Origin of the sequence: Ochrobactrum quorumnocens, from assembly GCF_002278035.1 — a bacterium.
Taxonomy (GTDB): domain Bacteria; phylum Pseudomonadota; class Alphaproteobacteria; order Rhizobiales; family Rhizobiaceae; genus Brucella; species Brucella quorumnocens.
Genome location: NZ_CP022604.1, coordinates 1,156,415 through 1,180,597, shown reverse-complemented (window position 1 = coordinate 1,180,597; position 24,183 = coordinate 1,156,415). Strand labels below are relative to the sequence as shown.

Below are 24,183 nucleotides of genomic sequence, written 5' to 3'. Positions count from 1 at the left end.
ATAATGACGGGTATTGAACAGAAGACCCCAGCGAATGGCGAAGACGGGCTGTATGCCGTGCTGCCGTTGCGCGATATCGTAGTCTTCCCCCATATGATCGTTCCGCTGTTTGTCGGACGTGAAAAATCGATCCGTGCCCTTGAAGAAGTGATGGGCGTGGACAAGCAGATTCTGCTCGCAACGCAGAAGAATGCAGCCGACGACGATCCGGCACCGGATGCAATCTATGAGATCGGCACGATTGCCAATGTGCTGCAGCTTCTCAAGTTGCCAGACGGTACCGTCAAGGTTCTCGTCGAAGGCACTGCTCGCGCCAAGGTTTCCAAATTTACCGATCGTGAAGATTATCACGAGGCCTATGCCGCGGCTCTCCCAGAGCCCGAAGAAGATGCCGTCGAAGTTGAGGCCTTGTCTCGTTCGGTGGTCTCGGACTTTGAAAACTACGTCAAGCTGAACAAGAAGATTTCGCCTGAAGTGGTTGGCGCTGCCAGCCAGATCGACGATTATTCCAAACTTGCCGATACGGTTGCTTCGCATCTCGCGATCAAGATTCCTGAAAAGCAGGAAATGCTGTCGATTCTTTCGGTGCGTGAGCGCCTGGAGAAGGCGCTTTCGTTTATGGAAGCCGAGATTTCGGTTCTTCAGGTTGAGAAGCGCATCCGTGGCCGCGTCAAGCGCCAGATGGAAAAGACGCAGCGCGAATATTACCTCAACGAGCAGATGAAGGCGATCCAGAAGGAGCTTGGTGATGGCGAGGACGGTCGCGATGAAGCGGCTGAGCTCGAAGAACGCATCAACAAGACCAAGCTTTCCAAGGAAGCTCGCGAAAAGGCGCAGGCTGAGCTGAAGAAGCTACGCAGCATGAGCCCGATGTCTGCAGAAGCTACAGTCGTGCGCAACTATCTCGACTGGCTTCTGTCTATTCCTTGGGGCAAGAAGTCGAAGATCAAGCAGGACCTGAACTTCGCCGAAGAAGTGCTGGGTGACGATCACTTTGGTCTTGAGAAGGTCAAGGAGCGCATTGTCGAGTATCTCGCAGTGCAAGCTCGTTCGACCAAGATCAAGGGTCCGATCCTTTGCCTCGTTGGACCTCCCGGCGTTGGTAAGACCTCGCTTGCTCGCTCGATTGCCAAAGCTACCGGCCGTGAATACGTCCGTATGTCGCTTGGCGGTGTGCGCGACGAAGCCGAAATTCGTGGTCACCGACGCACTTATATCGGTTCGATGCCCGGTAAGGTCATCCAGTCGATGAAGAAGGCGAAGAAGTCCAACCCGCTCTTCCTGCTCGATGAAATCGACAAGATGGGCCAGGACTTCCGTGGCGATCCGTCATCGGCAATGCTCGAGGTACTGGACCCAGAACAGAACTCGACCTTCATGGATCATTATCTTGAGGTTGAGTACGATCTGTCGAACGTCATGTTCGTGACAACGGCCAATACGCTGAATATTCCTGGTCCACTCTTGGATCGTATGGAAGTCATTCGTATTGCCGGTTACACCGAGGATGAAAAGCTTGAGATTGCCAAGCGGCACCTGCTGCCAAAGGCGATCAAGGATCATGCTTTGCAGCCGAAGGAGTTTTCGGTCACGGACGATGCGCTGCGCAATGTTATCCGTCTTTACACACGTGAAGCCGGTGTGCGTAGCCTTGAACGTGAGATGATGACTCTGGCGCGTAAGGCCGTGACCGAGATTCTGAAGTCGAAGAAGAAGTCGGTGAAGATCACCGACAAGAACCTCTCCGATTATCTCGGTGTCGAGCGCTTCCGTTACGGTCAGATCGATGGCGAAGATCAGGTCGGCGTTGTCACAGGTCTCGCCTGGACTGAAGTTGGCGGCGAGCTGTTAACCATTGAAGGCGTCATGATGCCCGGTAAGGGTCGTATGACCGTCACTGGTAACCTCCGCGACGTGATGAAGGAATCGATTTCTGCGGCGGCATCTTATGTCCGTTCGCGTGCGGTTGATTTCGGCATCGAGCCTCCGCTGTTCGACAAGCGTGACATCCACGTGCACGTGCCGGAAGGCGCGACGCCAAAGGATGGCCCGTCGGCTGGTATTGCCATGGTTACAGCAATTGTCTCAGTTCTGACCGGTATTCCGGTTCGCAAAGACATTGCAATGACGGGTGAAGTGACCCTTCGTGGCCGTGTGCTGCCAATCGGTGGTCTCAAGGAAAAGCTGCTTGCCGCATTGCGTGGTGGCATCAAGAAAGTTCTGATCCCTGAAGAAAACGCCAAGGATTTGGCGGATATTCCGGACAATGTGAAGAATAATCTTGAGATTGTTCCTGTGTCGCGCGTCGGTGAAGTTCTTGAGCATGCACTGCTTCGCAAGCCGGAACCAATCGAATGGACAGAGCCAGCGACTCCTGTTGCGGCGGCCCCAGCGGACGATGAAGCAGGTGTTTCGACAGCTCATTGATCATTGCTAGTGGCTAATAAGATAACAATGCCGGGCTAAATGCCCGGCATTTCTGTGTTTAACCCCGGGTTTCTGGGGTTTTTTCATGTTGACAGGCTTGGTTTGTCAACCGATTTGAATAAACTGCACGCAATCCGGTCGCGTTATTCGTTCCGGTAGATAAAGAAAGGAAATGCCTATGAACAAGAACGAATTGGTCGCCGCTGTAGCGGAAAAGGGCGGTTTGACAAAGGCCGACGCAGGAACTGCTGTTGACGCTGTACTCGCAGCTGTCACCGGTGCACTCAAGGCTGGTGAAGAAGTTCGCCTGCCAGGCTTCGGCGTTTTCTCCGTTTCGCATCGTGCAGCTTCCACTGGCCGCAATCCTTCGACCGGCAAGGAAGTTGCTATTCCTGCCCGTAACGTGCCGAAGTTCTCGGCTGGCAAGGGCCTGAAGGACGCCGTTAACGGCTAATCTTATGAACTGACGCGATATGATCGCGAACAGTTTTGCGAGAAGGCCCGGTTTACCCGGGCTTTTTTCATTTCAACGGTCTATGGTTTTGATTGGGGGAGGTTTCGCGATGCGCTTTCGTAAAATGAGTATGGCACTCCCGGCTATTGGCTTTGCAGGCTTGCTTTTGGGTATGCAATCGGCGCTGGCGGAAACCTGCGATGAGCAGGTCTTTCAGGACACAAAATTCATAATCTGCACAGTGAAGGCCAAAGAAAATCTGCGTCTCTTCTGGAAGGACTCTGACGGCGAGCCATATCGCAATTTCTCGAAAGTGGCAGACGCTGTAACGCAAGACGGCAAGACGTTATCATTTGCCTTGAATGCAGGAATGTATCAGGTCGATTTTACGCCTATGGGACTATACGTCGAGAATGGGCAAGAGTTGGTTGTGGCCGACACCAATGCGCCCACGCGTTCCTCTGGCCCGGTTCCAAACTTTTACAAGAAACCCAATGGCATTTTCTATTTCGGAGATGACGGCGCCGGTATTGTTTCAACCGACAGGTTTTTGAAGCGCAAACCGCAGGCGCATTTTGCCACGCAGTCCGGGCCTATGCTGGTCATTCAGAACAAGCTCAATCCGATTCTGATTAAAGGATCGACCGACCGGACCCGTAGAAGTGGCGTTGGTGTCTGCAACGATGATTCCATCCGCTTTGCCATCAGCGAAGATGCTGTGAATTTCTACGATTTCGCCATGCTGTTCCGTAATGGGCTTAAATGTCCCAACGCCTTGTTTCTTGACGGCGGTGGCGGCGCTGGAATTTATAATCCGACCATGGGGCGAAACGACATCTCATGGCATGGTGGATATGGCCCGATTGTCGCGCTTATCGAGTAATGAAAAAGCCGGGGGTGAAACCCGGCTTTTCTATACTCATTCAGCAGCTTCAGCCTTGCGCCTAGGGCGGCGTTCAAGCAGCTCTTTGAGGAACTGCCCTGTATAGGAGCGTTTCTCCTTTGCGACGTCTTCTGGACGCCCCACGGCTACGATCTCACCGCCACCATCACCACCTTCTGGACCGAGATCGATCACCCAGTCAGCAGTCTTGATGACTTCGAGATTGTGCTCGATGACGACGACTGTGTTGCCCTGTTCGACCAGCTCATGCAGTACTTCGAGAAGCTTCGCGACATCATGGAAGTGCAGGCCGGTGGTTGGCTCATCAAGAATGTAGAGGGTGCGTCCGGTAGCGCGGCGTGACAGTTCCTTGGCAAGCTTCACACGCTGCGCTTCACCACCGGAAAGTGTCGTCGCCTGCTGACCAACCTTGATATAGCCGAGGCCGACCTTGACGAGTGTTTCGAGCTTGTCGCGAACCGCAGGAACAGCCGAGAAGAACTCAGCACCTTCTTCAACCGTCATATCGAGCACGTCGGCAATTGATTTGCCTTTGAAGTGTACTTCAAGCGTTTCGCGATTGTAGCGTTTGCCGTGGCAGACGTCACAAGTGACGTAGACGTCGGGCAGGAAGTGCATTTCGATCTTGATGACGCCATCGCCCTGACAGGCTTCGCAGCGTCCGCCCTTGACGTTGAACGAGAAACGACCCGGCTGATATCCGCGCGCTTTTGCTTCAGGCAAGCCTGCAAACCAATCACGCATCGGTGTGAATGCACCTGTATAGGTGGCAGGATTGGAGCGCGGTGTGCGGCCAATCGGCGACTGGTCGATATCGATGACCTTGTCGAGGAACTCCAGTCCCTCAATACGATCATGTTCTGCAGGATGTTCACGAGAACCCATGATACGGCGCGATGCGGCCTTGAACAAGGTCTCGATCAGGAAGGTGGACTTGCCGCCGCCTGAAACACCCGTGACTGCCGTAAACGTTCCCAGTGGGATATCTGCGGAGACATTTTTCAGGTTATTGCCGCGTGCGCCGACGATCTTGATGCGCTTGGCCTTCGAAATTTCGCGACGTTCTGCGGGAACAGCGACTTCCAGAGCGCCCGACAAATATTTGCCGGTGAGCGAGTCGGGGTGGGACATAACATCATCGGGCGAACCTTGCGCAATGATCTTGCCACCGTGAATGCCTGCAGCGGGTCCGATATCGACGACATAGTCAGCCGTAAGGATGGCATCCTCGTCATGTTCAACCACGATAACCGTATTGCCGAGGTCGCGCAGATGACGCAACGTATCGAGAAGACGCGCATTATCGCGTTGATGCAGGCCAATGGAAGGTTCATCCAGAACATACAGCACGCCCGTAAGCCCAGAACCGATTTGTGAAGCCAAGCGGATACGCTGACTTTCACCACCTGACAGTGTACCGGAGTTCCGCGCAAGCGTCAGATAATCAAGGCCGACATCGTTCAGGAACTCCAGACGTTCGCGGATCTCCTTGAGGATACGCGCAGCAATTTCGCGCTGCTTATCGTTGAAGCTGCCATCGATATCGCGAAACCATGCGTCTGCATTGCGGATCGACATGCTGGTAATTTCGCCGATGTGCTTCATGCCGATCTTTACGGCGAGAGCTTCAGGCTTCAAACGGTAGCCGTTACAAGCCGGGCAGGGCGTCGAGGACATGAAGCGTTCGATTTCCTCACGCGACCAGGCCGAATCGGTTTCTTTCCAGCGGCGTTCCAGATTGGGAATGACACCTTCAAAAGCCTTTGTCGTCTGATAGGAGCGCAAACCGTCATCATAGTTGAAGGTGATTTCTCGTCCCTTCGTGCCATGAAGTATCGCGTTCTGCGCTTCATCTGGGAGGTCTGACCAACGAGCACCAACCTTGAACCCATAGGCCTTGCCGAGCGCTTCAAGCGTCTGGTTGTAATAAGGTGACGAAGAACGTGCCCATGGTGCAACGGCGCCATCTTTCAGAGAGACTGAATGATCGGGTATGATCAGATTTGGGTCGATGGCTTGCTGCGTACCAAGGCCATCACAGGTGGGGCAGGCACCAAACGGATTGTTGAAAGAGAAAAGACGCGGCTCGATTTCAGGAATCGTAAAACCTGAAACCGGGCAGGCAAACTTTTCCGAAAACATAACGCGTTCATGCGTTTCATTGGCAGATTTATTCGCACCACCGCCGGCCGACGTATCTTCGGCCAGCAAGGGCTTGTCTGCAAATTCCGCTATAGCCAGACCTTCTGCCAGTTTGAGAGAGGTTTCCAGACTGTCGGCGAGGCGGGTCGAAAGATCGGAGCGCACAACAACGCGATCTACGACCACATCGATATCATGCTTGTACTTCTTATCGAGTGCGGGGACGTCAGCGATTTCGTAGAAAGTGCCGTCCACCTTGACGCGTTGGAAACCCTTCTTCTGCAGCTCCGCCAGTTCCTTTTTATATTCGCCCTTACGACCACGCACGATGGGGGCCAGAATGAAAAGACGGGTGCCTTCCTCAAGCATCAGGATGCGGTCAACCATCTGGCTGACCGTCTGGCTTTCAATAGGTAAGCCGGTTGCAGGCGAATAAGGAATACCCACACGCGCAAACAGCAGGCGCATATAGTCATAAATTTCGGTGACTGTGCCGACTGTCGAACGCGGATTGCGGCTCGTGGTCTTCTGTTCAATAGAAATGGCAGGAGACAGACCATCAATCTGGTCCACATCGGGTTTCTGCATCATCTCCAGAAACTGACGCGCATAGGCCGAAAGGCTTTCGACATAACGTCGCTGACCTTCCGCATAGATCGTATCGAAAGCGAGTGAGGACTTTCCCGAGCCTGAAAGGCCCGTCATCACGATCAGCTTGTCGCGTGGCAGATCAAGATCGACATTTTTCAGATTGTGTTCACGCGCACCACGTATGGAAATGAATTTCTGATCGCTCATTCCGCGTCCTGCCTGTTTGGTCATGTCATGGAGTGTTCGGGCGCCGAACTCTGCGTCGCGCCGCTCCATAATATGGGGATGAACCCCTTCCAGGGAAGGGGGGCTGTTCAATCGTTCTTCGCACATTTAGCACCAGAACAAAGATCGAACAACCAGCCTTCTGATAGGCGATACGAAATGTGAACGCAAGAGCGTTGACTGTCACTCCTGACAGGAGCAGACTACCTGTGCTCACTGGTTGCGGAGAGATATCGGAAAGGGATGAAACGATATCGGCAAGAGGTCCCGCCAGTTGAGTAAGCGAACCGGGAGGTAAAGGAGCATGAGTCCACCTGACTACGTTGCATAGCTTTCACATCGATGAAAGCACAATCGCTTGCGGTCATAATTGCTTCATTTGCAAGGAATGACGCTTTTTTGATTGAAGTGAGTGATTGCAGAAATTTTGAAAAATGCGCGGCGATCTGGTCTCATATTTCAGATTTCCGATTAGATTTATCGGCGAAGTACTGTCGATATAAGAGCTTTGCTCGACCCCAAGCCCTGCGCGCCAAAGAAACAGTGAGCGGCAGGGCTTTTCCTTGTAAGATCATTTGAGAGTTTACCATTTGGACCTCAAGCATGTGAAAAATGCATGGAAATCTATCTGCGTACTTGTAATTTGAACAAAACAGGAACATAACTTCTGTGGACATTGGTTGAATTCGCAGCGCAGAGATGAGCGCAGCAGTGGCTGCTGCTGTAAGGTGGTAGCTGAATTTCAGGTCAATACATTCAGGTGGTTGGCCATTCTTTAGTAGCAGGCACCGTTTTGCAGGGCAAAAGTCCGCTCAACGTGTGTATGCGAGAGATCCGGAGTAAGTTTTCGATGGCTGGTAGCGTCAACAAAGTCATTCTGGTCGGCAACCTTGGTGCTGATCCAGAAATCCGTCGCCTCAATTCTGGTGATCAGATTGCTAATCTGCGCATCGCAACCTCGGAAAGCTGGCGCGACCGTCAGAGCGGCGAGCGCAAGGATCGCACCGAGTGGCACAGTGTTGTCATCTTCAATGAGAACCTTGCCAAAGTTGCTGAACAGTATCTGAAGAAGGGTTCCAAGGTTTACATCGAAGGTGCGCTCCAGACACGTAAGTGGCAGGATCAGAATGGCAATGACCGTTACAGCACCGAAATCGTGCTGCAGAAGTTCCGTGGTGAACTTCAGATGCTCGATAGCCGTGGCGAAGGTGGCGATCAGGGCCGCTCGTTTGGTGGCGGCGGCGGTGGCAATCGCAACCAGGTGTCGGATTATTCCGGTGGTGGTGACTTCGGTTCGTCCGGCCCATCCAATCAGGGTGGCGGCGGTGGCGGTGGTTTCTCCCGCGATCTGGACGACGAAATTCCATTTTGATGTAAAAAAGCGGGCGCTATGAGCGCCCGCTTTTTTAGTTATATTGAGTTATTACAATATCTTTATAAGCCCTTGTTTTAAATTATTAATCCAGCGGATCGCTTTCGATAACGAACTCCATCCGATCTGCTGAAAAGCGCGTTAGTGAATATTGAATTGGCTTTCCCGCAGTATCTATATTGATTGCGCGTGCCGTCAGAACGATAGCGCCCGGGGATAGTTTAAGATGTTTGAGGTCGTCTGGATCGGCATGGCGTGCCGATACCACGGTGGATTTTCTGAAATAATCGCTGACGCCTGCCGCTTTGAATGCGGACGTGATTGAGCCGCTGGCCGTATAATCTTCAGTGAAAGTCGGAAAGGCATTTGCATCCACCCAATGGGTTGCTATGGAAATCGGATGGCCATCCGCACTGTGCATGGTTTCAAGCTTCAGTGTTTCGGAACCAGTTTCTATTTCAAGCGCTTGAATGATGTCGGCAGCCGCTGTTTCTACATGGGAACTCAGCAGGATGCCTTTGGTCTCGCTGACTTGTGGTGCCAGCGCTTGTGAAATGCGGGTGCGGCGGCCAATCTGATAGGTAAGCCGTTTCGCATTGGCCACAAAAGTACCGCGGCCTTGTTCAGCGCGTAGCACACCTTCCTGCGTCAGTGCCGCAATTGCGCTGCGCACTGTATGGCGATTGACACCAAATCGATCTGCCAACTCCATCTCGGCGGGCATCCGTGCACCTGTTGCAAGTTTCCCGGCCATGATGTCGCCGCGTATCTCGTCCGCGATCTGGCGCCAGATGGCCACGCCGCTGTTTCGTTCAATTCGTTTCGTCTTTGCCATGCTTTGTCATCGTCCTGTCATTGGCAGGGTATATGAATGGTGTTATTGTATAGTTGTCTAGATAAATAGACAATTAGAGCGATAAAGTCAACGAGATTAGGGTAGGGCGGATAAGCTCATGCAGACGACGCAGCATAGCACGGGTGAAAGTGGAGCGGGCTCCACGACTGGAAACAGAACGGCGCCGGATGCGACGCAGATTGCACGTCAGGCCAGCTTGGCAATTCTTGCACGCGCCAGCGGTGAAGAACTGAAATCATTTTGGCAGAATTGGCCGAGTAAGCCAGAATTCGAGGTTCTGCGTGGTCCTGAAACTGGACTTGTTATGCTGCGCGGTCGCATCGGCGGCGGCGGTGCGCCTTTTAATGTCGGTGAAGCGACCGTCACCAGAGCGACCGTTCGTCTGTCCGATGGCTTAGTCGGGCATTCTTATGCACTCGGACGCGATCAGGAAAAGGCGAAACTCGCCGCTCTGTTCGATGCGCTTTGGCTCGATGAAGACCAGCGCGACACTGTTGAGGCCAAGGTGCTGAGCGTGTTGCGCAGCCGCATTGATGAGGCGGATACCAAGCTGCGCGCCGAGGCCGCTGCCACCAAGGTCGACTTCTTCACTATGGTTCGGGGAGACAACTGATGCTCCATTCTTCTTCTGCTTTCGAAGGCGGTCTGGCTGATCCGGTTAATGAGGCGCAATCGGCGTTTCATGCTGTGATGCACGCTATTGCAAATCCCGGCCGCATTTATTCGTTGGTTCAAGCTGCGACGCCACCACAGCCGCTTACGCCTGAGCTTGGCGTGATTGCTGCAACATTGCTTGATCACGACGCAAGCGTCTGGGTCGATGCTAAAATTGCAGCCAACAAGGACGCAACGGCATGGCTGACATTCCATACTGGTGCGCCAATCGTTGGGGATCAATCGAAAGCGCAGTTCGCACTTGTAACGGATGCGCAATCGCTACCGGTACTTTCTTCCTTCGCGCAGGGAGACCCTGAATTTCCGGATCGTTCGACGACTGTTGTTCTAGCAGTTTCGTCTCTGACGAGCGGGCAGGGTTTCTGCCTCAAAGGCCCGGGCATCAAGGATGAAACTGTGCTGACCGTTGATGGACTGCCGCAGGATTTTACTGCGCAATGGCGTGAAAATGGCGCGTTGTTCCCGCTGGGTATCGATCTGGTGCTCGTCGCTGACGGTAAAGCCGCAGCGCTTCCCCGTACAACCCGTGTCGAGTCTCTGGAGGGTTAACTCATGTATGTTGCTGTAAAGGGCGGTGAAACCGCTATTCGCAATGCCCACCGTCTGCTTGATGATCGTCGTCGTGGTGACCGCTCGGTTCCAGCATTGCGTCTTGATCAGATTGTCGAACAGCTTGGCCTCGCCGTTGATCGTGTGATGGCCGAAGGCTCGCTTTATGATCGCGAACTTGCGGCACTTGCCGTGCGCCAGTCGCGTGGCGACCTGATTGAAGCGATCTTTCTGGTGCGTGCCTACCGCACGACATTGCCGCGTTTTGGTTATTCGCTTCCGCTGGAAACGGCGAATATGTTGATCGAACGCCGAATTTCGGCCACCTATAAGGATCTGCCCGGCGGCCAGCTATTGGGACCGACATTCGATTATACGCATCGTCTGCTTGATCCGGAACTGGCGGGTGATGTCAGCGTTCCTGAGCCGGAAGTGCGTGCGACTGAGCCTGAAGAAACGCCACGCGTGACCGATATTCTCGGTGTCAACGGGATGATCGAAGAAGATGGTGCAATGCCGGATGGGCATGAGCCGGGCGATCTTACCCGCGAACCGTGGACGTTTCCGATGCCGCGCGATCTGCGCTTGCAGGCTTTGGCGCGTGGTGATGAAGGCTTCCTGCTGGCGCTGGGGTATTCCACGCAACGCGGTTATGGCAACACGCATCCATTTGTCGGTGAGATCCGCATTGGTGAGGTGGAGGTTGAGTTCGATGTGCCCGAGCTCGGCTTTTCCGTTTCGCTTGGCCGTGTTCAGCTGACCGAATGCCAGATGGTGAGCCAGTTCAAAGGCTCGTCCAAGCAGGCACCACAGTTCACGCGCGGCTATGGTCTGGTGTTCGGGCAGAGTGAACGCAAAGCCATGTCGATGTCGCTTTGTGACCGTGCGCTTCGCGTTCGCGAATTCGATGCAGATGTGACAGCCCCCGCGCAGGACGAAGAATTCGTCATTTCCCATTCTGACAATGTGCAATCGACCGGCTTTGTCGAGCATCTGAAATTGCCACATTACGTGGATTTTCAGGCCGAGCTCGATCTCATCCGCCGTATGCGTGCGGAATACGAACAAGCGAACAATGAGACTGAAGTTTTGGCAACCGAAGCAGCAGCCAATATTGCCGCAGGCAAGGAAGCAGCAGAATGAGCGATCTAGCCAATTACAATTTCGCCTATCTGGACGAGCAGACGAAGCGGATGATCCGCCGTGCTATCCTGAAAGCCATCGCTATTCCGGGCTATCAGGTGCCGTTCGCAAGCCGCGAAATGCCGATGCCTTATGGTTGGGGCACAGGCGGTGTGCAGGTAACTGCCGCAATCCTCGGTCAGAATGATGTGCTGAAGGTGATCGATCAGGGTGCTGATGATACGACCAATGCCGTCTCCATCCGTGCATTCTTCCAGAAGACTGCGGATGTTGCCGTGACCACTCATACGGGTGAGGCGACGATCATCCAGACGCGTCACCGCATTCCGGAATATCCGATGAGTGAGGGACAGGTGATTGTATATCAGGTTCCAATTCCTGAGCCGCTGCGTTTTCTGGAGCCGCGTGAAACTGAAACGCGCAAGATGCACGCGCTTGCCGAATACGGCCTCATGCATGTGAAGCTTTACGAGGATATCGCGCGCCACGGCCATATCGCCAAGACCTATGATTATCCGGTGATGATCGAAGGGCGCTATGTCATGGCACCGTCGCCAACACCGAAGTTCGACAATCCGAAGATGCATATGTCGCCAGCTCTGCAGCTTTTTGGTGCCGGTCGTGAAAAGCGCATCTATGCCGTGCCTCCTTATACGGATGTCGTGAGCCTCGATTTCGAGGATCATCCATTCGAAGTGCAGAAATTCAAAGAGCCTTGCGCATTGTGTGGCGCACGCGGCGTTTATCTCGACGAAGTCGTGCTCGATGACCGTGGCGGCTCGATGTTTGTCTGCTCCGACACCGATTATTGTGAAGATCGTCAGGCGAATGGCCACTTTGGTCATCTGGCAGCGAATAAGGAGGCCGCGGAATGAGCGTCGAACCTCTGCTGAAAGTCAGCAATCTCTCGAAGTTTTATGGCAGCCGCCGTGGTTGCGCAGATATCGATTTCTCGCTGTGGCCGGGCGAAGTATTGGCCATTGTCGGTGAATCCGGTTCGGGCAAGACGACTTTGCTCAACTGTCTGGCGACCCGTCTGGAACCGACATCGGGCAGCGTGGAATATCGGATGCGCGATGGCGAGTTCCGCGATCTTTACAAGATCGGGGAGGCTGAACGCCGCTTCCTGATGCGTACCGACTGGGGCTTCGTGCATCAGAACCCTTCCGATGGTCTGCGTATGACCGTTTCGGCGGGTGCCAATGTCGGTGAACGGCTGATGGCTGTTGGCGAACGCCACTATGGCAATATTCGCAACACGGCAACTGAATGGCTCGGACGTGTCGAAATAGCTGCTGACCGCATCGACGACCAGCCCCGCGCTTTCTCCGGCGGTATGCGTCAGCGTCTGCAGATTGCGCGCAATCTCGTCACAGCCCCGCGCCTTGTTTTCATGGATGAACCGACCGGCGGTCTAGACGTGTCCGTGCAGGCACGTCTTCTCGACCTGCTGCGCGGTTTGGTGAGCGATCTCGGCCTTTCGGTTGTCATCGTGACCCACGATCTCGCAGTGGCGCGTCTTCTGTCCCATCGCATCATGGTCATGAAAGACGGCCATATTGTCGAACAGGGCCTGACCGACCGCGTTCTGGATGACCCGCAAGCGCCTTACACGCAGCTGCTCGTGTCGTCTATTTTGCAGGTTTAGTAAATTAAAACAGATGTTTGCAGCGTGTTGTTCGTAAATTAGCGAAACTTCATGCGTGAGGTGAGAAATGACACAAGTTAGAACATCCTCTCCGCTAGCCGTGTCGGGTCTGGCGAAGACGTTCACGATGCATTTGCAGGGCGGCATTCAGTTGCCAGTCGTAAGTAACGTGGACTTCAATCTGGAAGCAGGCGAATGCGCTGTGCTTGGCGGACCATCCGGTGCGGGTAAAAGCTCCATCCTCAAGATGGTCTATGGCAATTACGCAGTGAATGCTGGCTCGATCCTTATTCGTCACGAAGATCGCATGGTGGATCTGGCGACTGCCGATCCGCGCGAAGTGCTGGCCGTTCGGCGTGATACGATTGGATATGTCAGCCAGTTCTTGCGCACGTTGCCTCGCGTGGCGGCAATCGACGTCGTTGCGGAGCCATTGGTGGCGCGTGGTGTTGATCGCGATGCTGCTCGCAATCGTGCAAGCGAATTGCTTGCGCAGCTCAACCTGCCAGAACGGCTTTGGGCGCTGCCTCCTGCCACGTTCTCAGGTGGCGAACAGCAGCGCGTGAATATTGCGCGCGGTTTCATCACGGATCATCCGGTGTTGCTGCTTGACGAGCCAACGGCTTCACTTGATGCCAAGAACCGCGCAGTCGTTGTTGATCTTATTAAGGCCAAGAAAGCTCAGGGCGTCGCAATGCTCGGCATCTTCCATGACGAAGATGTGCGTGAACAGGTTGCCGATCGGATTATCGATGTTACCGCTTTCTCTCCGAGGGCCGCGGCATGACTAAGCTCTCGGTAGAACCTTTGGTTCACGATACTGCCGAAGTTAACGGCAGCAAGTTTGGCCGTTACACGGAAGTCGGCGCGCGTAGCCGGGTTTCGGAAACTGTGCTTGATGACTATTCCTATCTCGGTATCGACTGCGAAATCTGGTGTGCAGAGATTGGCAAGTTTTCCAATATTGCCAGCCATGTGCGCATCAATGCGACCAATCATCCGACATGGCGTCCGACACTGCATCATTTCACCTATCGTGCAGGTGATTACTGGCCGGGTGAAAAGGATGAAACCGAGTTTTTCGAGTGGCGACGCGGCAATTCCGTGAAGATTGGTCACGACACATGGCTTGGCCACGGTTCGACCATTCTGCCGGGAGTGACGGTTGGCAATGGCGCGGTTATTGGAGCCGGAGCAGTCGTCAGCAGGAACGTGGCTCCTTATACGATCGTCGGCGGCGTCCCTGCACGTCTTATCCGCGAACGGTTCGATGCCGCTACCGGCAATCGTTTGGATCGACTGGCTTGGTGGGATTGGGATCACGAGCGTCTGCGTGATGGACTCGATGATTTCCGCACGCTCGATATCGAAGCTTTCCTCTCGAAATACGAAACGTCCGCCAATACAAATGCGGTTATGAAAGAGCTATCCAATGGCTAACGAAATCGTTCTTAAAAATGCTCGCATCGTGCTTGCTGACGAGATTGTCTCTGGATCGATTCTGATCCGCGATGGCAAAATTGCAGCGATTGATCAGGGCAACACCAATGGTGGCGATGACATGGATGGCGATTATGTCATTCCCGGTCTGATCGAGTTGCACACCGACCAGCTCGAAAGCCATTACGCACCACGCCCTAAAGTCCGTTGGAATGTCGACGCTGCAGTTCAGGCGCATGACGCGCAGGTCGCAGCTTCCGGTATTACAACTGTGTTCGATGCCATGCGTGTCGGCTCAGACTATGACCGCGATTTTGCTGGCAAGGATATGCGTATGCTTGCAGATGCTATTGAAAGCGGCGTGCGCGAGAACAGGCTGCGCGCTGATCACTTCCTGCATCTACGTTGTGAAGTTTCATCGGCGGATTGCCTCGAAAGCTTTGCACTTTTTGAAAATGACGACCGGGTCAAGCTCGCTTCGCTTATGGATCATGCGCCTGGACAACGGCAATTCGTTGATCTTGAGACCTATCGCACCTATTACATGCGCAAGATGAAGCTCACGGATGAGGAGTTCCGGGTGCATTGTGAGAAGCGCATGGCAGATTCAGACGCCTATTCTGCAAAACATCGCCGCGCGATTGCTGATTTATCGGCGCATCGCGGGATCGTTTTGGCGAGTCATGACGATGCGACGAGCAATCACGTCGATGAATCGCTTGATCATGGTGTGCGGATCGCTGAATTTCCAACCACGATGGAAGCAGCTCATGCTTCCAAAGGTGCAGGATTGTCGATCCTGATGGGCGCGCCAAACATCGTTCGCGGCGGTTCTCATTCTGGTAATATTGCTGCTCGCGATCTCGTTGATAATGGCAGCCTCGATATTCTGTCTTCGGACTATATTCCGTTCAGCCTTATCCAGTCGGCATTCGGCCTTGCTTCCGGTGAACGCCCGATTGCTTTGCCCGATGCAATTCGTCTCGTGACCAAGAATCCGGCTGATGCCATGGCAATGGATGATCGCGGCGAAATCGCTATCGGTAAGCGTGCGGATCTGGTTCGCACTCGCACCAAAGGTGCTATTCCAGTTGTACGCACAGTCTGGCGCGAAGGTGAGCGTGTGTTGTGATGCCTGCAGACAATAAGCCAATTGGATGTTTCGTCGCCGTTGTCGGTCCCAGTGGGGCCGGCAAAGACACGATTATGGATGCGGCGCGTGTGGCTCTCGCGAGCGACACGCGTTTTCATTTTGTCCGTCGCATTATTACGCGCCCGCAAATGCCGGGCACGGAAGATCACGACAGTCTGGATGAAACAGCATTTACAAAAGCCGCAGGCGAGGGTGCTTTCGCGCTGCACTGGCAGGCGCATGGCCTGAGCTATGGATTGCCGAAATCGCTTGATGATGAAATCGCCGACGGAACTGTTGTGATTGCCAATGTCTCGCGTCGGGTGCTCGGTGATATCCGCAGGCTTTATTCCGAGCGTTCAGTTGTCATCATTTCGGCACGCCCGGAGGTGCTCGCCGAACGGCTCGCATCGCGCGGTCGTGAAAGTAGAGAAGAAATCGCTCTGCGACTTGCGCGCGAAGTGAGCTTTGATGACGGTGCTGACGATGTTGTCATAATAGACAATTCGGGTGAAGTCGCTGCTTCCACAGATGCCTTCCTGCACCATCTGGATAAAATTAGCATTAAAACAATTGCCTAAATTAAAAACTTAAAGCGGAATGTAAGTTTACACAAACGTCATGGTCCGTTCATTGCAGTGTCATTGAACGGATCAATAGTGAGCATGAATGGAGACGAATTCATGCTTCAACTAAAAAACGTAACGCGCCGTTATAATGATAAGGTGGCGGTTTCGGGTGTTGACCTCGAGATCGAGCCGGGCTCGTTTGTTGGAATTATCGGGCGTTCGGGCGCGGGCAAGTCGACGCTGCTGCGTATGATCAATCGCCTCGTTGAGCCTTCAGAGGGAACAATTCACTGGGACGGCCGCGACGTTACAGGGCTTAAAGGTTCTGGGCTGCGCGCCTGGCGTGCGCAATGTGCGATGATCTTCCAGCATTTCAATCTGGTTGATCGACTTGATGTTCTGACCAACGTGCTTATGGGCCGTTTGAACTATGTTTCCACCCCTAAGTCGCTCTTGCGTATCTGGAGCGATGAAGAGCGTCTGATTGCCCTTTCCGCTTTGCAGCAGTTTGATATCGCCCATCTGGCAGCGCATCGCGCCGATGAGCTTTCCGGTGGCCAGCAACAGCGTGTGGCGATTGCCCGCGCTCTTGTTCAGCAACCACGTATTATCCTAGCAGATGAACCAATCGCTTCGCTCGACCCGCGTAATACGCGCAGCGTCATGGATGCATTGCGTCGTATCAATCGCGAATATGGAATTACGGTTCTCTGCAATCTGCACTCACTCGATATTGCGCGCAATTATTGCGACCGCCTCGTCGGCATGTCTGCTGGCAAGATCGTGTTCCGAGGAACGCCGTCAATGCTGACCGATATGGCATCACGCGACCTTTACGGCATGGAAGCCGATGACGTCATCGATCAGGATGATGCGACCGAGCCAATGTCGATGCCAGTTCCGCAGCCGGCAGAAGCCGTTCTGCGCCAACTTTCCGCCTGAGCCAACATAGCTCCGGAAAATTTACGCTCCAAAATCAGGGATTAACAGGAGAGACTTATGCTTAACCGTAGAAACTTTCTGGCGGCTGCTGCGCTTACCGCTACGCTGACCTTGCCAATGATGGCTTCCACTGCTCAGGCAGCTGACTGGAGCAAGGATTATCCAGAAATCGTTCTGGGCGTTATCCCAGCTGAAAACGCTTCGACCACTTCCGACCGTTATGCGCCTCTGGCTGCTTATCTCGGTAAGGAACTCGGCACCAAGGTGACCCTGCGCGTTGCTAACGACTATGCAGCTGTTATCGAAGGCCAGCGCGCTGGCAATATCCAGATCGCTTTTTATGGCCCGGCTTCATATGCTCGTGCAGTCATGACCGGCGTTGAAACCACTCCGCTCGTCAACCAGCGTCACGACACTGGCGTAAACGGCTATTACTCGGTTGTTTATGTTCGGGCCGACAGCCCGTACCAGAAGATGGACGACCTCAAGGGCAAAGCGATTGCTCTGGTTGATCCAAACTCGACATCGGGCAACAACGCGCCACGCTTCTTCTTGAACCGTGACGGCTATAGCGTCGATACGTTCTTTGGTAAGAACTTCTTTGCCGGCAGCCATGAAAATGCAGTTCTTGCTCTCGCACAGGGCACCGCAGACGCTGCTGCAAACTCCTGGAATTCGGAAGACGATTCCAACCTTACCCGCATGATCAGCCGCGGCGTTCTCAAGGATGCAAACGGCAAAGCAATGACGAAGGATGATTTCCGCGTCATCTTCAAGTCGGACTTCCTTCCAGAAGGCCCATTTGCTGTCCTCAGCACTCTGCCAGACCAGCTCAAGGCCGACATCAAGCAGGCTTTCCTCGATATGCCAAAGAAGGACAAGGCTGGCTTTGACGCCCTTTCCGATGGCAAGGATCAGGAATTTGTAGCGACTGAAGCCAAGGAATATGAGCCAATCATCGAGATGCTCAAGTTCAACGACAAGGCTCGCAAGTCCTAATCCGTAGAACAATTGAAATGCCCGGAACGTATCCCGTTCCGGGCATTTTTTAGAGCATGATCCCGAAAGGTGGGAACCGGTTTTCGGATATGATCATGCTTGATTAAAGGAATCTCGCATGACGGTATCCTCACTCGACGGCAACGGAGCTAAAGGCTTGCTTGCCGATTATCGCAGAGAAGTCGGCAAACGGCGTCTCTACGGTATCGCGCTCCTCCTTGCGCTTGTCGTTATCGCCATAGCTGCCTCCGTTGTTGCCGATGTTCGGCCGGGCACACTGGTCGAGAACCTCTTTCGCTTTACAAGCTATCTTGGCCGCATTCTGCCAGAACTGACGATTGCCAATTTCTGGGGCGATCTTGCTGCCTGGTACTGGAATATCGGTGGCTGGCTCAAAATGTTGTTTGAGACACTGCTGATTGCTTATCTGGCAACATTGATCGGCGCTGTGATTGCCTTTGCGGCATCCTTTGCAGCCTCATCCAATATGGCGCCAAATTCCACTGTTCGCTTTATAGTTCGTCGTGGGCTTGAGTTGCTGCGCACCGTTCCTGAAATTGTATTTGCGCTTTTGTTTGTCATCGCCTTTGGTCTTGGACCGATGGCTGGTGTACTCGCGCTTATGCTTCACACCACCGGCGCATTAGGCAAGCTGTTTTCGGAAGTTGTTGAGAATATAGACATGCGGCCTGTTGAGGGTATCCGGGCTGCCGGAGGGTCAGGACTGCAGGTTATTCGTTTTGCTGTGCTGCCACAGGTGGCAGCGAATTTTGCATCCTACGGATTGCTGCGTTTCGAGATCAATGTTCGCGGCGCTTCTGTCATGGGCTTTGTCGGGGCCGGTGGCATCGGGCAGGAACTGCTCACATCGATCCGCCAGTTTTACTACAGCGACGTTAGCGCCATCCTGCTTTTGATTATCGTGACCATCGTCGTCATCGATCTCATTACGCAGCGGGTTCGCCACGCGCTTCTTGGCCGTATAGACTAAATGGGAGATTACCATGACTGATGTAGCACAAAGTCTCTCCCGCGAAGCGCACGCGCATGAAAAAGAACTCAGGGCCGAACATGCCGAATTGTTCGGGAATGCGCGCGCATGGCGCAATCTGGCGATTTTAACCGTATCTGTGATCGCTTCGGTCTGGTTTGCCTTCTATTGGCTCGATTTCTCGCTGCTGCGCATTCTCAATGGGCTGGGGCGTCTTGGAGATTTTGCGCTGATGATGATGCCGCCGTCATCCGGTGGCCGTTTCAGCCTTTATCTGTGGTCCATGATGGAAACGCTGGCGATCGCGTATCTTGGCACATTGCTGGCCGCGCTTCTTGCGTTCCCATTCGGTTTTCTGGCTGCGAAGAACATTATTCCGAATATCTTTCTCCACTTCGGCATTCGTCGCTTTCTCGATACCATTCGCGGCGTCGATACACTGATCTGGGCATTGATATGGGTATCTGTGGTAGGCCTTGGACCGTTCGCTGGCATTCTTGCAATTGCCTGCTCGGATTTCGGTGCATTCGGGAAGCTGTTTTCCGAAGCCATTGAAGGCGCGGACAAGAAGCCAGTGGAAGGCGTTGTATCTTCCGGGGGCAACAGACTGCACGGCTATCGCTTCGGTATATTGCCGCAGGTTTCGCCGCTCATGGGCAGTCAGGTGCTTTATTTCTTTGAATCCAACACTCGTTCCGCGACGATCATCGGTATTGTCGGGGCAGGTGGTATTGGTGCCCACCTTGCAGAACAGATCAAGGTTCTCAATCTTCAGGACGTTTCATTCCTGATCCTGATGATCCTCGTGGCGGTCGCCGTTATCGACTGGTTCTCGTCCAAGCTTCGCCACGCGATGATTGGCAAGAAAGCAATGAAATCTGTTTAGAGCACCGTGCGTCCTTTCGGACGTGCAAAGCATGCTCTAACTCTTTGATTCTACGCATCGTGCTTTACAAAAATTGATTCCGATTTTTGCGCCGATGCGCTAACCGTTGATTAAAGACTTCACGCCGTCTGCGACGAATTGAACTGCAAGCGCTGCGAGTATGACACCCAGCAGACGGGTCAGGATAGAACGACCGGTTTCGCCAAGAAACCGGTCGACGCGTTCTGCGAGTAACAGCACAAAATACGTAATCAACAAGCAAACAGCTATCACCCCGAGCAGAGCGGCCCGTGGGCCGATGCCGTCAAAGGAATCCGATGTCAGTACGATTGCTGAAATCGCACCCGGGCCGGCGATCAATGGAATGGCGAGCGGGAAGGCGGCGATATTGCGGATATGATCCTTGGTGATGGCTACCTCGGCGCTCTTTTCCTTGCGCTCGGTTCGTTTCTCAAAAATCATTTCGAAAGCGATCCAGAAAAGCAACAAGCCACCTGCGACGCGGAAAGCACCGATGCTGATGCCGAACATTCCCAATATCTGTACGCCAGCTATGGCAAACAGCGCCATGACAATGAAACCGATGATGGATGCGCGCAGCGCGACCTGACCGCGATGGCTGCGGTCCATGCCCGGTGTGAGTGCTAAAAATAGCGGCGCAAGGCCGGGTGGATCGATTGTGACGAGAAGGGTGACGAAGGCGCTGAAAACCGTATCGTAGAACCCCATGCTAAACTCGCCCCTTTTGTTGATATTCTTTACCTGAATTGTAAACCAGATTGTACCTGATGAAGGACGCTCGGTCGACGGAAAGCGCGCTTTGCGGCAACATCATTGCGCGATCTTTATGTGAATATCTTTTAAGTTATTGATTTTATAATGGAAATAAGCCGGTTGAAATGGTCGCGAAATTGGCGTTTTGTACCGTTTTACTTTATAAAGTGACTTTATCGATTCTGTTGAGAAAGATATCTGAATAGTGTCAGATCAAACGCCTCCACCCGGTTCCGAAGATATGAATGACGGCCCGAGCGGCCCTACAGGTATCGAACCGATTTCCATTATTGAGGAGATGCAGCGCTCCTATCTCGATTACGCAATGAGCGTTATCGTGAGCCGCGCTCTGCCTGACGTGCGCGACGGCCTCAAGCCTGTGCATCGCCGTATCCTCCATGCCATGAACGAGATGAACCTCGCTTACAATCGCCCCTACCGTAAATCGGCAGGTGTGATCGGTGAAGTGATGGGTAAGTACCATCCGCATGGTGACGCATCGATTTATGACGCCCTCGTGCGTATGGCGCAGGACTTCTCCTTGCGTGATCCACTTGTGGATGGACAGGGCAATTTCGGTTCCATCGATGGCGATCCGCCAGCGGCAATGCGTTACACCGAATGCCGTCTGGAAAAAGTCACTGAATCCCTTCTGTCGGATATCGACAAGGATACGGTTGATTTTCAGGATAACTATGATGGCCGCGAGCGGGAACCGATGGTTCTGCCTGCACGCTTTCCGAACCTGCTTGTCAATGGTTCTGGCGGTATTGCGGTCGGTATGGCGACCAACATCCCGCCGCATAATCTTGGCGAAGTCATCGACGGCTGCGTAGCGCTCATTGAAAATCCAGCCATTGAACTGGAAGAAATGATGGAGATCATCCCTGGTCCGGATTTCCCGACCGGTGGTATTATTCTCGGACGCGCTGGCATCAATTCTGCCTACACCACGGGTCGTGGCTCGGTCATCATGCGCGGTCGCGTAGCGATTGAACCAATGCGTGGCGACCGCGAAGCTATCATCATCACCGAAGTTCCCTATCAGGTGAACAAGGCTTCGATGATCGAGAAAATGGCCGAACTGGTGCGCGACAAGCGTATTGAAGGCATTTCCGACCTGCGCGACGAATCTGACCGCGAAGGCTATCGCGTTGTGGTCGAACTGAAGCGCGATGCGGTTGCTGATGTGGTGCTGAACCAGCTTTATCGCTACACGCCATTGCAGACCTCGTTTGGCTGCAACATGGTGGCGCTGAACGGTGGGAAGCCGGAACAGCTCAACCTTCTCGATATGCTGCGCGCATTTGTTGCCTTCCGCGAGGAAGTGGTTACGCGTCGCACGAAATTCCTGCTCAACAAGGCGCGTGATCGTGCACATGTCTTGGTTGGTCTGGCTATCGCTGTCGCCAATATTGACGAGATCATCGCTCTCATTCGTCGTGCGCCCGATCCGGCAACGGCACGCGAGCAGTTGATGGAACGTCGCTGGCCTGCCGCTGACGTTGCACCACTGATCCGTCTGATTGACGATCCGCGTCACCGGATCAATGAAGACAACACGTATAACCTTTCTGAAGAGCAGGCTCGTGCTATCCTTGATCTGCGTCTGCAGCGCCTGACAGCACTTGGTCGCGACGAAGTTGCGGACGAGCTGAACAAAATCGGCGAAGAAATCCGCGACTATCTGGATATTCTTGGCTCACGCATTCGCGTCATGACAATCGTCAAAGAAGAGATGATTGCCGTTCGCGACGAGTTCGCCACGCCACGCCGCACCGAGTTCGGTCTCGGTGGCGCGGAAATGGACGATGAAGACCTCATCGCCCGTGAAGATATGGTCGTGACGGTTAGCCATGCGGGTTATATCAAGCGTGTGCCGCTGGCGACTTATCGTGCGCAGCGTCGTGGCGGCAAAGGCCGCTCCGGCATGGCAACGAAGGACGAGGATTTCGTAACCCGTCTGTTCGTCGCCAATACGCATACGCCGGTGCTGTTCTTCTCCTCGCGCGGTATCGTCTACAAGGAAAAAGTCTGGCGTCTGCCGGTCGGTAATCCGCAATCGCGCGGTAAGGCACTCATCAATATGCTGCCATTGCAGCAGGGTGAGCGTATTACAACAATCATGCCATTGCCGGAGGATGAAGAATCCTGGGCAAACCTCGACGTCATGTTCTCGACGACGCGCGGAACCGTGCGCCGTAACAAGCTTTCTGACTTCGTTCAGGTCAACCGCAACGGTAAGATCGCGATGAAGCTGGAAGAAGAGGGCGATGAAATCCTTTCGGTCGATACATGTACCGAATTTGATGACGTTCTTCTGACTTGTGCCGGTGGCCAGTGCATTCGCTTCCCTGTGACTGACGTTCGCGTCTTTGCAGGCCGCAATTCGATAGGCGTTCGCGGTATCAATCTGGCGGATGGCGATAAGGTCATCTCCATGGCGATCCTGCATCACGTCGATGCCGATGCTTCGCAGCGTGCTGCATATCTCAAGCGCTCGATCGCCGAGCGCCGTGCACAGGGTGCTGACGATGCGGATGATATCGTTGTTGTTGGAGAAGAAGTCGCGGTTGAAGCAGAACTCAACGAGGAGCTTTATCAGGAGTTGAAAGCGCGTGAACAGACCGTTCTCACTGTTAGTGAGTATGGTTACGGCAAGCGTTCTTCGTCTTATGAGTTCCGTGTTTCGGGTCGTGGCGGCAAGGGCATCCGTGCAACAGATACTTCGAAAGCCGAAGAAATCGGCAAGCTCGTTGCACTATTCCCTGTTGAAGCAAGCGACCAGATTCTTCTGGTCTCTGACGGCGGTCAGCTGATCCGTGTCCCGGTCGGCGGCATTCGTATTGCCGGACGTTCAACTAAGGGTGTCACGATCTTCAACACGGCTGATGGCGAAAAAGTTGTTTCGGTCGAGCGCATTTCGGAAACGGAGAGCGACGAAGAAAACGGTGTTGTTGAAGCTGGTGATTCTGGCCCTGAAGGTGAAACGCCAGTAGCACCAAGCGAGGAATAAAATGAGGAGCCCGATACTGAGAAGTATCGGGCAATCCTTGAAGCAAAGCAAAAAGGCCGATGGGATTTCCATCGGCCTTTTTCAGATGCCAAGACTGGAGGATATTGGCGATCTTCAGAAACTCATTGTACAGACTAACGCGAACTCAATTTACGCATGGTGCTGAGGCTAAATGCCGTCGGACGTACGCGTTGGCGCTTCGCTTCGGTCTCTTCCAGAAGCAATACAATCGCCGATGCAGCCATCGCTACCATCATGGATAATGCCAGAAGAAATATCATCATCGCGGTATCCTTTCGTTATAGATACGCTTGAGAAGCGAAAAGGTTGCACCAAATTTGCGCCTATCTTGGTAAATCGGTTGTGAACTTGTCGTGAAATCGTTGTTCATATCGCATTCATCTGTTTTCTTGGTTTCTGATTTCTTTCCAATTGTGGTTGTTGTTGA

The 24,183-nt window shown here is 53.6% G+C and carries 22 protein-coding genes; 18 read left to right on the top strand and 4 right to left on the bottom strand.

Annotation, left to right across the window (positions count from 1 at the left end; genetic code table 11):
- The first annotated feature begins 3 nt into the window (after window positions 1-3).
- The 3 genes from lon (at window position 4) to CES85_RS15165 (ending at window position 3,764) form a co-directional block, all read left to right on the top strand.
- Window positions 4-2,427 (top strand): endopeptidase La, encoded by a 2,424-nt coding sequence (lon, locus tag CES85_RS15175; RefSeq protein WP_095446717.1) that lies wholly within the window; start codon window positions 4-6, stop codon window positions 2,425-2,427.
- A 178-nt stretch (window positions 2,428-2,605) separates the two neighbouring features.
- Entirely contained in the window at window positions 2,606-2,881 is a 276-nt protein-coding gene (locus CES85_RS15170) for an HU family DNA-binding protein (protein ID WP_006470422.1), read from the top strand.
- A 109-nt stretch (window positions 2,882-2,990) separates the two neighbouring features.
- Window positions 2,991-3,764 (top strand): phosphodiester glycosidase family protein, encoded by a 774-nt coding sequence (locus CES85_RS15165; protein ID WP_095446716.1) that lies wholly within the window; start codon window positions 2,991-2,993, stop codon window positions 3,762-3,764.
- 36 nt (window positions 3,765-3,800) lie between these two features.
- Here CES85_RS15165 and uvrA read toward each other — a convergent pair whose 3' ends face one another.
- Window positions 3,801-6,725, bottom strand: coding sequence for an excinuclease ABC subunit UvrA (gene uvrA, locus CES85_RS15160; RefSeq protein WP_095447908.1), 2,925 nt, complete (start codon window positions 6,723-6,725; stop codon window positions 3,801-3,803).
- An 868-nt stretch (window positions 6,726-7,593) separates the two neighbouring features.
- On the opposite strand from uvrA, the gene ssb reads away from it, so the two are divergent.
- Window positions 7,594-8,115 carry a single-stranded DNA-binding protein gene (ssb, locus tag CES85_RS15150; RefSeq protein WP_095446714.1) on the top strand — a complete coding sequence of 174 codons (522 nt, stop codon included), beginning with the start codon at window positions 7,594-7,596 and terminating at the stop codon, window positions 8,113-8,115.
- A gap of 85 nt (window positions 8,116-8,200) precedes the next feature.
- Here the strand turns inward: ssb and phnF are convergent, their stop codons facing one another.
- Window positions 8,201-8,950 (bottom strand): phosphonate metabolism transcriptional regulator PhnF, encoded by a 750-nt coding sequence (phnF, locus tag CES85_RS15145; protein WP_095446713.1) that lies wholly within the window; start codon window positions 8,948-8,950, stop codon window positions 8,201-8,203.
- Window positions 8,951-9,068: 118 nt separating this feature from the next.
- On the opposite strand from phnF, the gene phnG reads away from it, so the two are divergent.
- The 13 genes from phnG to phnE (CES85_RS15080) all read left to right on the top strand — a co-directional run bounded on the left by phnG (window position 9,069) and on the right by phnE (CES85_RS15080) (window position 19,945).
- Window positions 9,069-9,584, top strand: a complete 516-nt coding sequence (gene phnG, locus CES85_RS15140) for a phosphonate C-P lyase system protein PhnG (protein WP_095446712.1) — start codon at window positions 9,069-9,071, stop codon at window positions 9,582-9,584.
- The gene (gene phnH / locus CES85_RS15135; RefSeq protein ID WP_095446711.1) at window positions 9,584-10,195 is read left to right on the top strand and encodes a phosphonate C-P lyase system protein PhnH; all 612 of its coding nucleotides are present in this window, start codon (window positions 9,584-9,586) and stop codon (window positions 10,193-10,195) included. The genes phnG and phnH overlap by 1 nt, the downstream gene beginning before the upstream one ends.
- Before the next feature lie 3 nt (window positions 10,196-10,198).
- Complete coding sequence (locus CES85_RS15130; protein ID WP_095446710.1) at window positions 10,199-11,338, top strand: carbon-phosphorus lyase complex subunit; 1,140 nt, start codon at window positions 10,199-10,201, stop codon at window positions 11,336-11,338.
- Window positions 11,335-12,213: an alpha-D-ribose 1-methylphosphonate 5-phosphate C-P-lyase PhnJ gene (locus CES85_RS15125; RefSeq protein WP_095446709.1), complete on the top strand. Its 879-nt coding sequence runs from the start codon at window positions 11,335-11,337 to the stop codon at window positions 12,211-12,213. Before CES85_RS15130 ends, CES85_RS15125 begins: the two co-directional genes overlap by 4 nt.
- Window positions 12,210-12,986 (top strand): phosphonate C-P lyase system protein PhnK, encoded by a 777-nt coding sequence (gene phnK / locus CES85_RS15120; RefSeq protein WP_007875095.1) that lies wholly within the window; start codon window positions 12,210-12,212, stop codon window positions 12,984-12,986. Before CES85_RS15125 ends, phnK begins: the two co-directional genes overlap by 4 nt.
- Before the next feature lie 67 nt (window positions 12,987-13,053).
- Window positions 13,054-13,773 carry a phosphonate C-P lyase system protein PhnL gene (gene phnL, locus CES85_RS15115; RefSeq protein WP_095446708.1) on the top strand — a complete coding sequence of 240 codons (720 nt, stop codon included), beginning with the start codon at window positions 13,054-13,056 and terminating at the stop codon, window positions 13,771-13,773.
- Window positions 13,770-14,426, top strand: coding sequence for a DapH/DapD/GlmU-related protein (locus CES85_RS15110; RefSeq protein WP_095446707.1), 657 nt, complete (start codon window positions 13,770-13,772; stop codon window positions 14,424-14,426). Before phnL ends, CES85_RS15110 begins: the two co-directional genes overlap by 4 nt.
- The gene (locus CES85_RS15105; RefSeq protein ID WP_095446706.1) at window positions 14,419-15,558 is read left to right on the top strand and encodes an alpha-D-ribose 1-methylphosphonate 5-triphosphate diphosphatase; all 1,140 of its coding nucleotides are present in this window, start codon (window positions 14,419-14,421) and stop codon (window positions 15,556-15,558) included. Before CES85_RS15110 ends, CES85_RS15105 begins: the two co-directional genes overlap by 8 nt.
- Window positions 15,558-16,139, top strand: coding sequence for a phosphonate metabolism protein/1,5-bisphosphokinase (PRPP-forming) PhnN (phnN, locus tag CES85_RS15100; RefSeq protein ID WP_095446705.1), 582 nt, complete (start codon window positions 15,558-15,560; stop codon window positions 16,137-16,139). Before CES85_RS15105 ends, phnN begins: the two co-directional genes overlap by 1 nt.
- A 102-nt stretch (window positions 16,140-16,241) precedes the next feature.
- Entirely contained in the window at window positions 16,242-17,069 is an 828-nt protein-coding gene (phnC, locus tag CES85_RS15095) for a phosphonate ABC transporter ATP-binding protein (protein WP_095446704.1), read from the top strand.
- Window positions 17,070-17,126: 57 nt separating this feature from the next.
- A complete protein-coding gene (gene phnD, locus CES85_RS15090; RefSeq protein WP_095446703.1) occupies window positions 17,127-18,068 on the top strand; it encodes a phosphonate ABC transporter substrate-binding protein in 942 nt (313 codons plus the stop codon).
- Window positions 18,069-18,186: 118 nt separating this feature from the next.
- Window positions 18,187-19,059: a phosphonate ABC transporter, permease protein PhnE gene (gene phnE, locus CES85_RS15085; protein WP_095446702.1), complete on the top strand. Its 873-nt coding sequence runs from the start codon at window positions 18,187-18,189 to the stop codon at window positions 19,057-19,059.
- 13 nt (window positions 19,060-19,072) lie between these two features.
- Entirely contained in the window at window positions 19,073-19,945 is an 873-nt protein-coding gene (phnE, locus tag CES85_RS15080; protein WP_095446701.1) for a phosphonate ABC transporter, permease protein PhnE, read from the top strand.
- A gap of 99 nt (window positions 19,946-20,044) precedes the next feature.
- On the opposite strand, the gene CES85_RS15075 is transcribed toward phnE (CES85_RS15080), so the two are convergent.
- On the bottom strand, window positions 20,045-20,674 hold the full coding sequence (locus CES85_RS15075) for a MarC family protein (protein WP_095446700.1): 630 nt from the start codon (window positions 20,672-20,674) through the stop codon (window positions 20,045-20,047).
- Between the two features lie 286 nt (window positions 20,675-20,960).
- Between CES85_RS15075 and gyrA the strand changes: the two genes are divergently transcribed.
- Window positions 20,961-23,735: a DNA gyrase subunit A gene (gene gyrA / locus CES85_RS15070; protein WP_095447907.1), complete on the top strand. Its 2,775-nt coding sequence runs from the start codon at window positions 20,961-20,963 to the stop codon at window positions 23,733-23,735.
- A 134-nt stretch (window positions 23,736-23,869) separates the two neighbouring features.
- Here gyrA and CES85_RS27440 read toward each other — a convergent pair whose 3' ends face one another.
- Window positions 23,870-24,019 carry a hypothetical protein gene (locus tag CES85_RS27440; RefSeq protein WP_166673844.1) on the bottom strand — a complete coding sequence of 50 codons (150 nt, stop codon included), beginning with the start codon at window positions 24,017-24,019 and terminating at the stop codon, window positions 23,870-23,872.
- Window positions 24,020-24,183 lie beyond the last annotated feature (164 nt).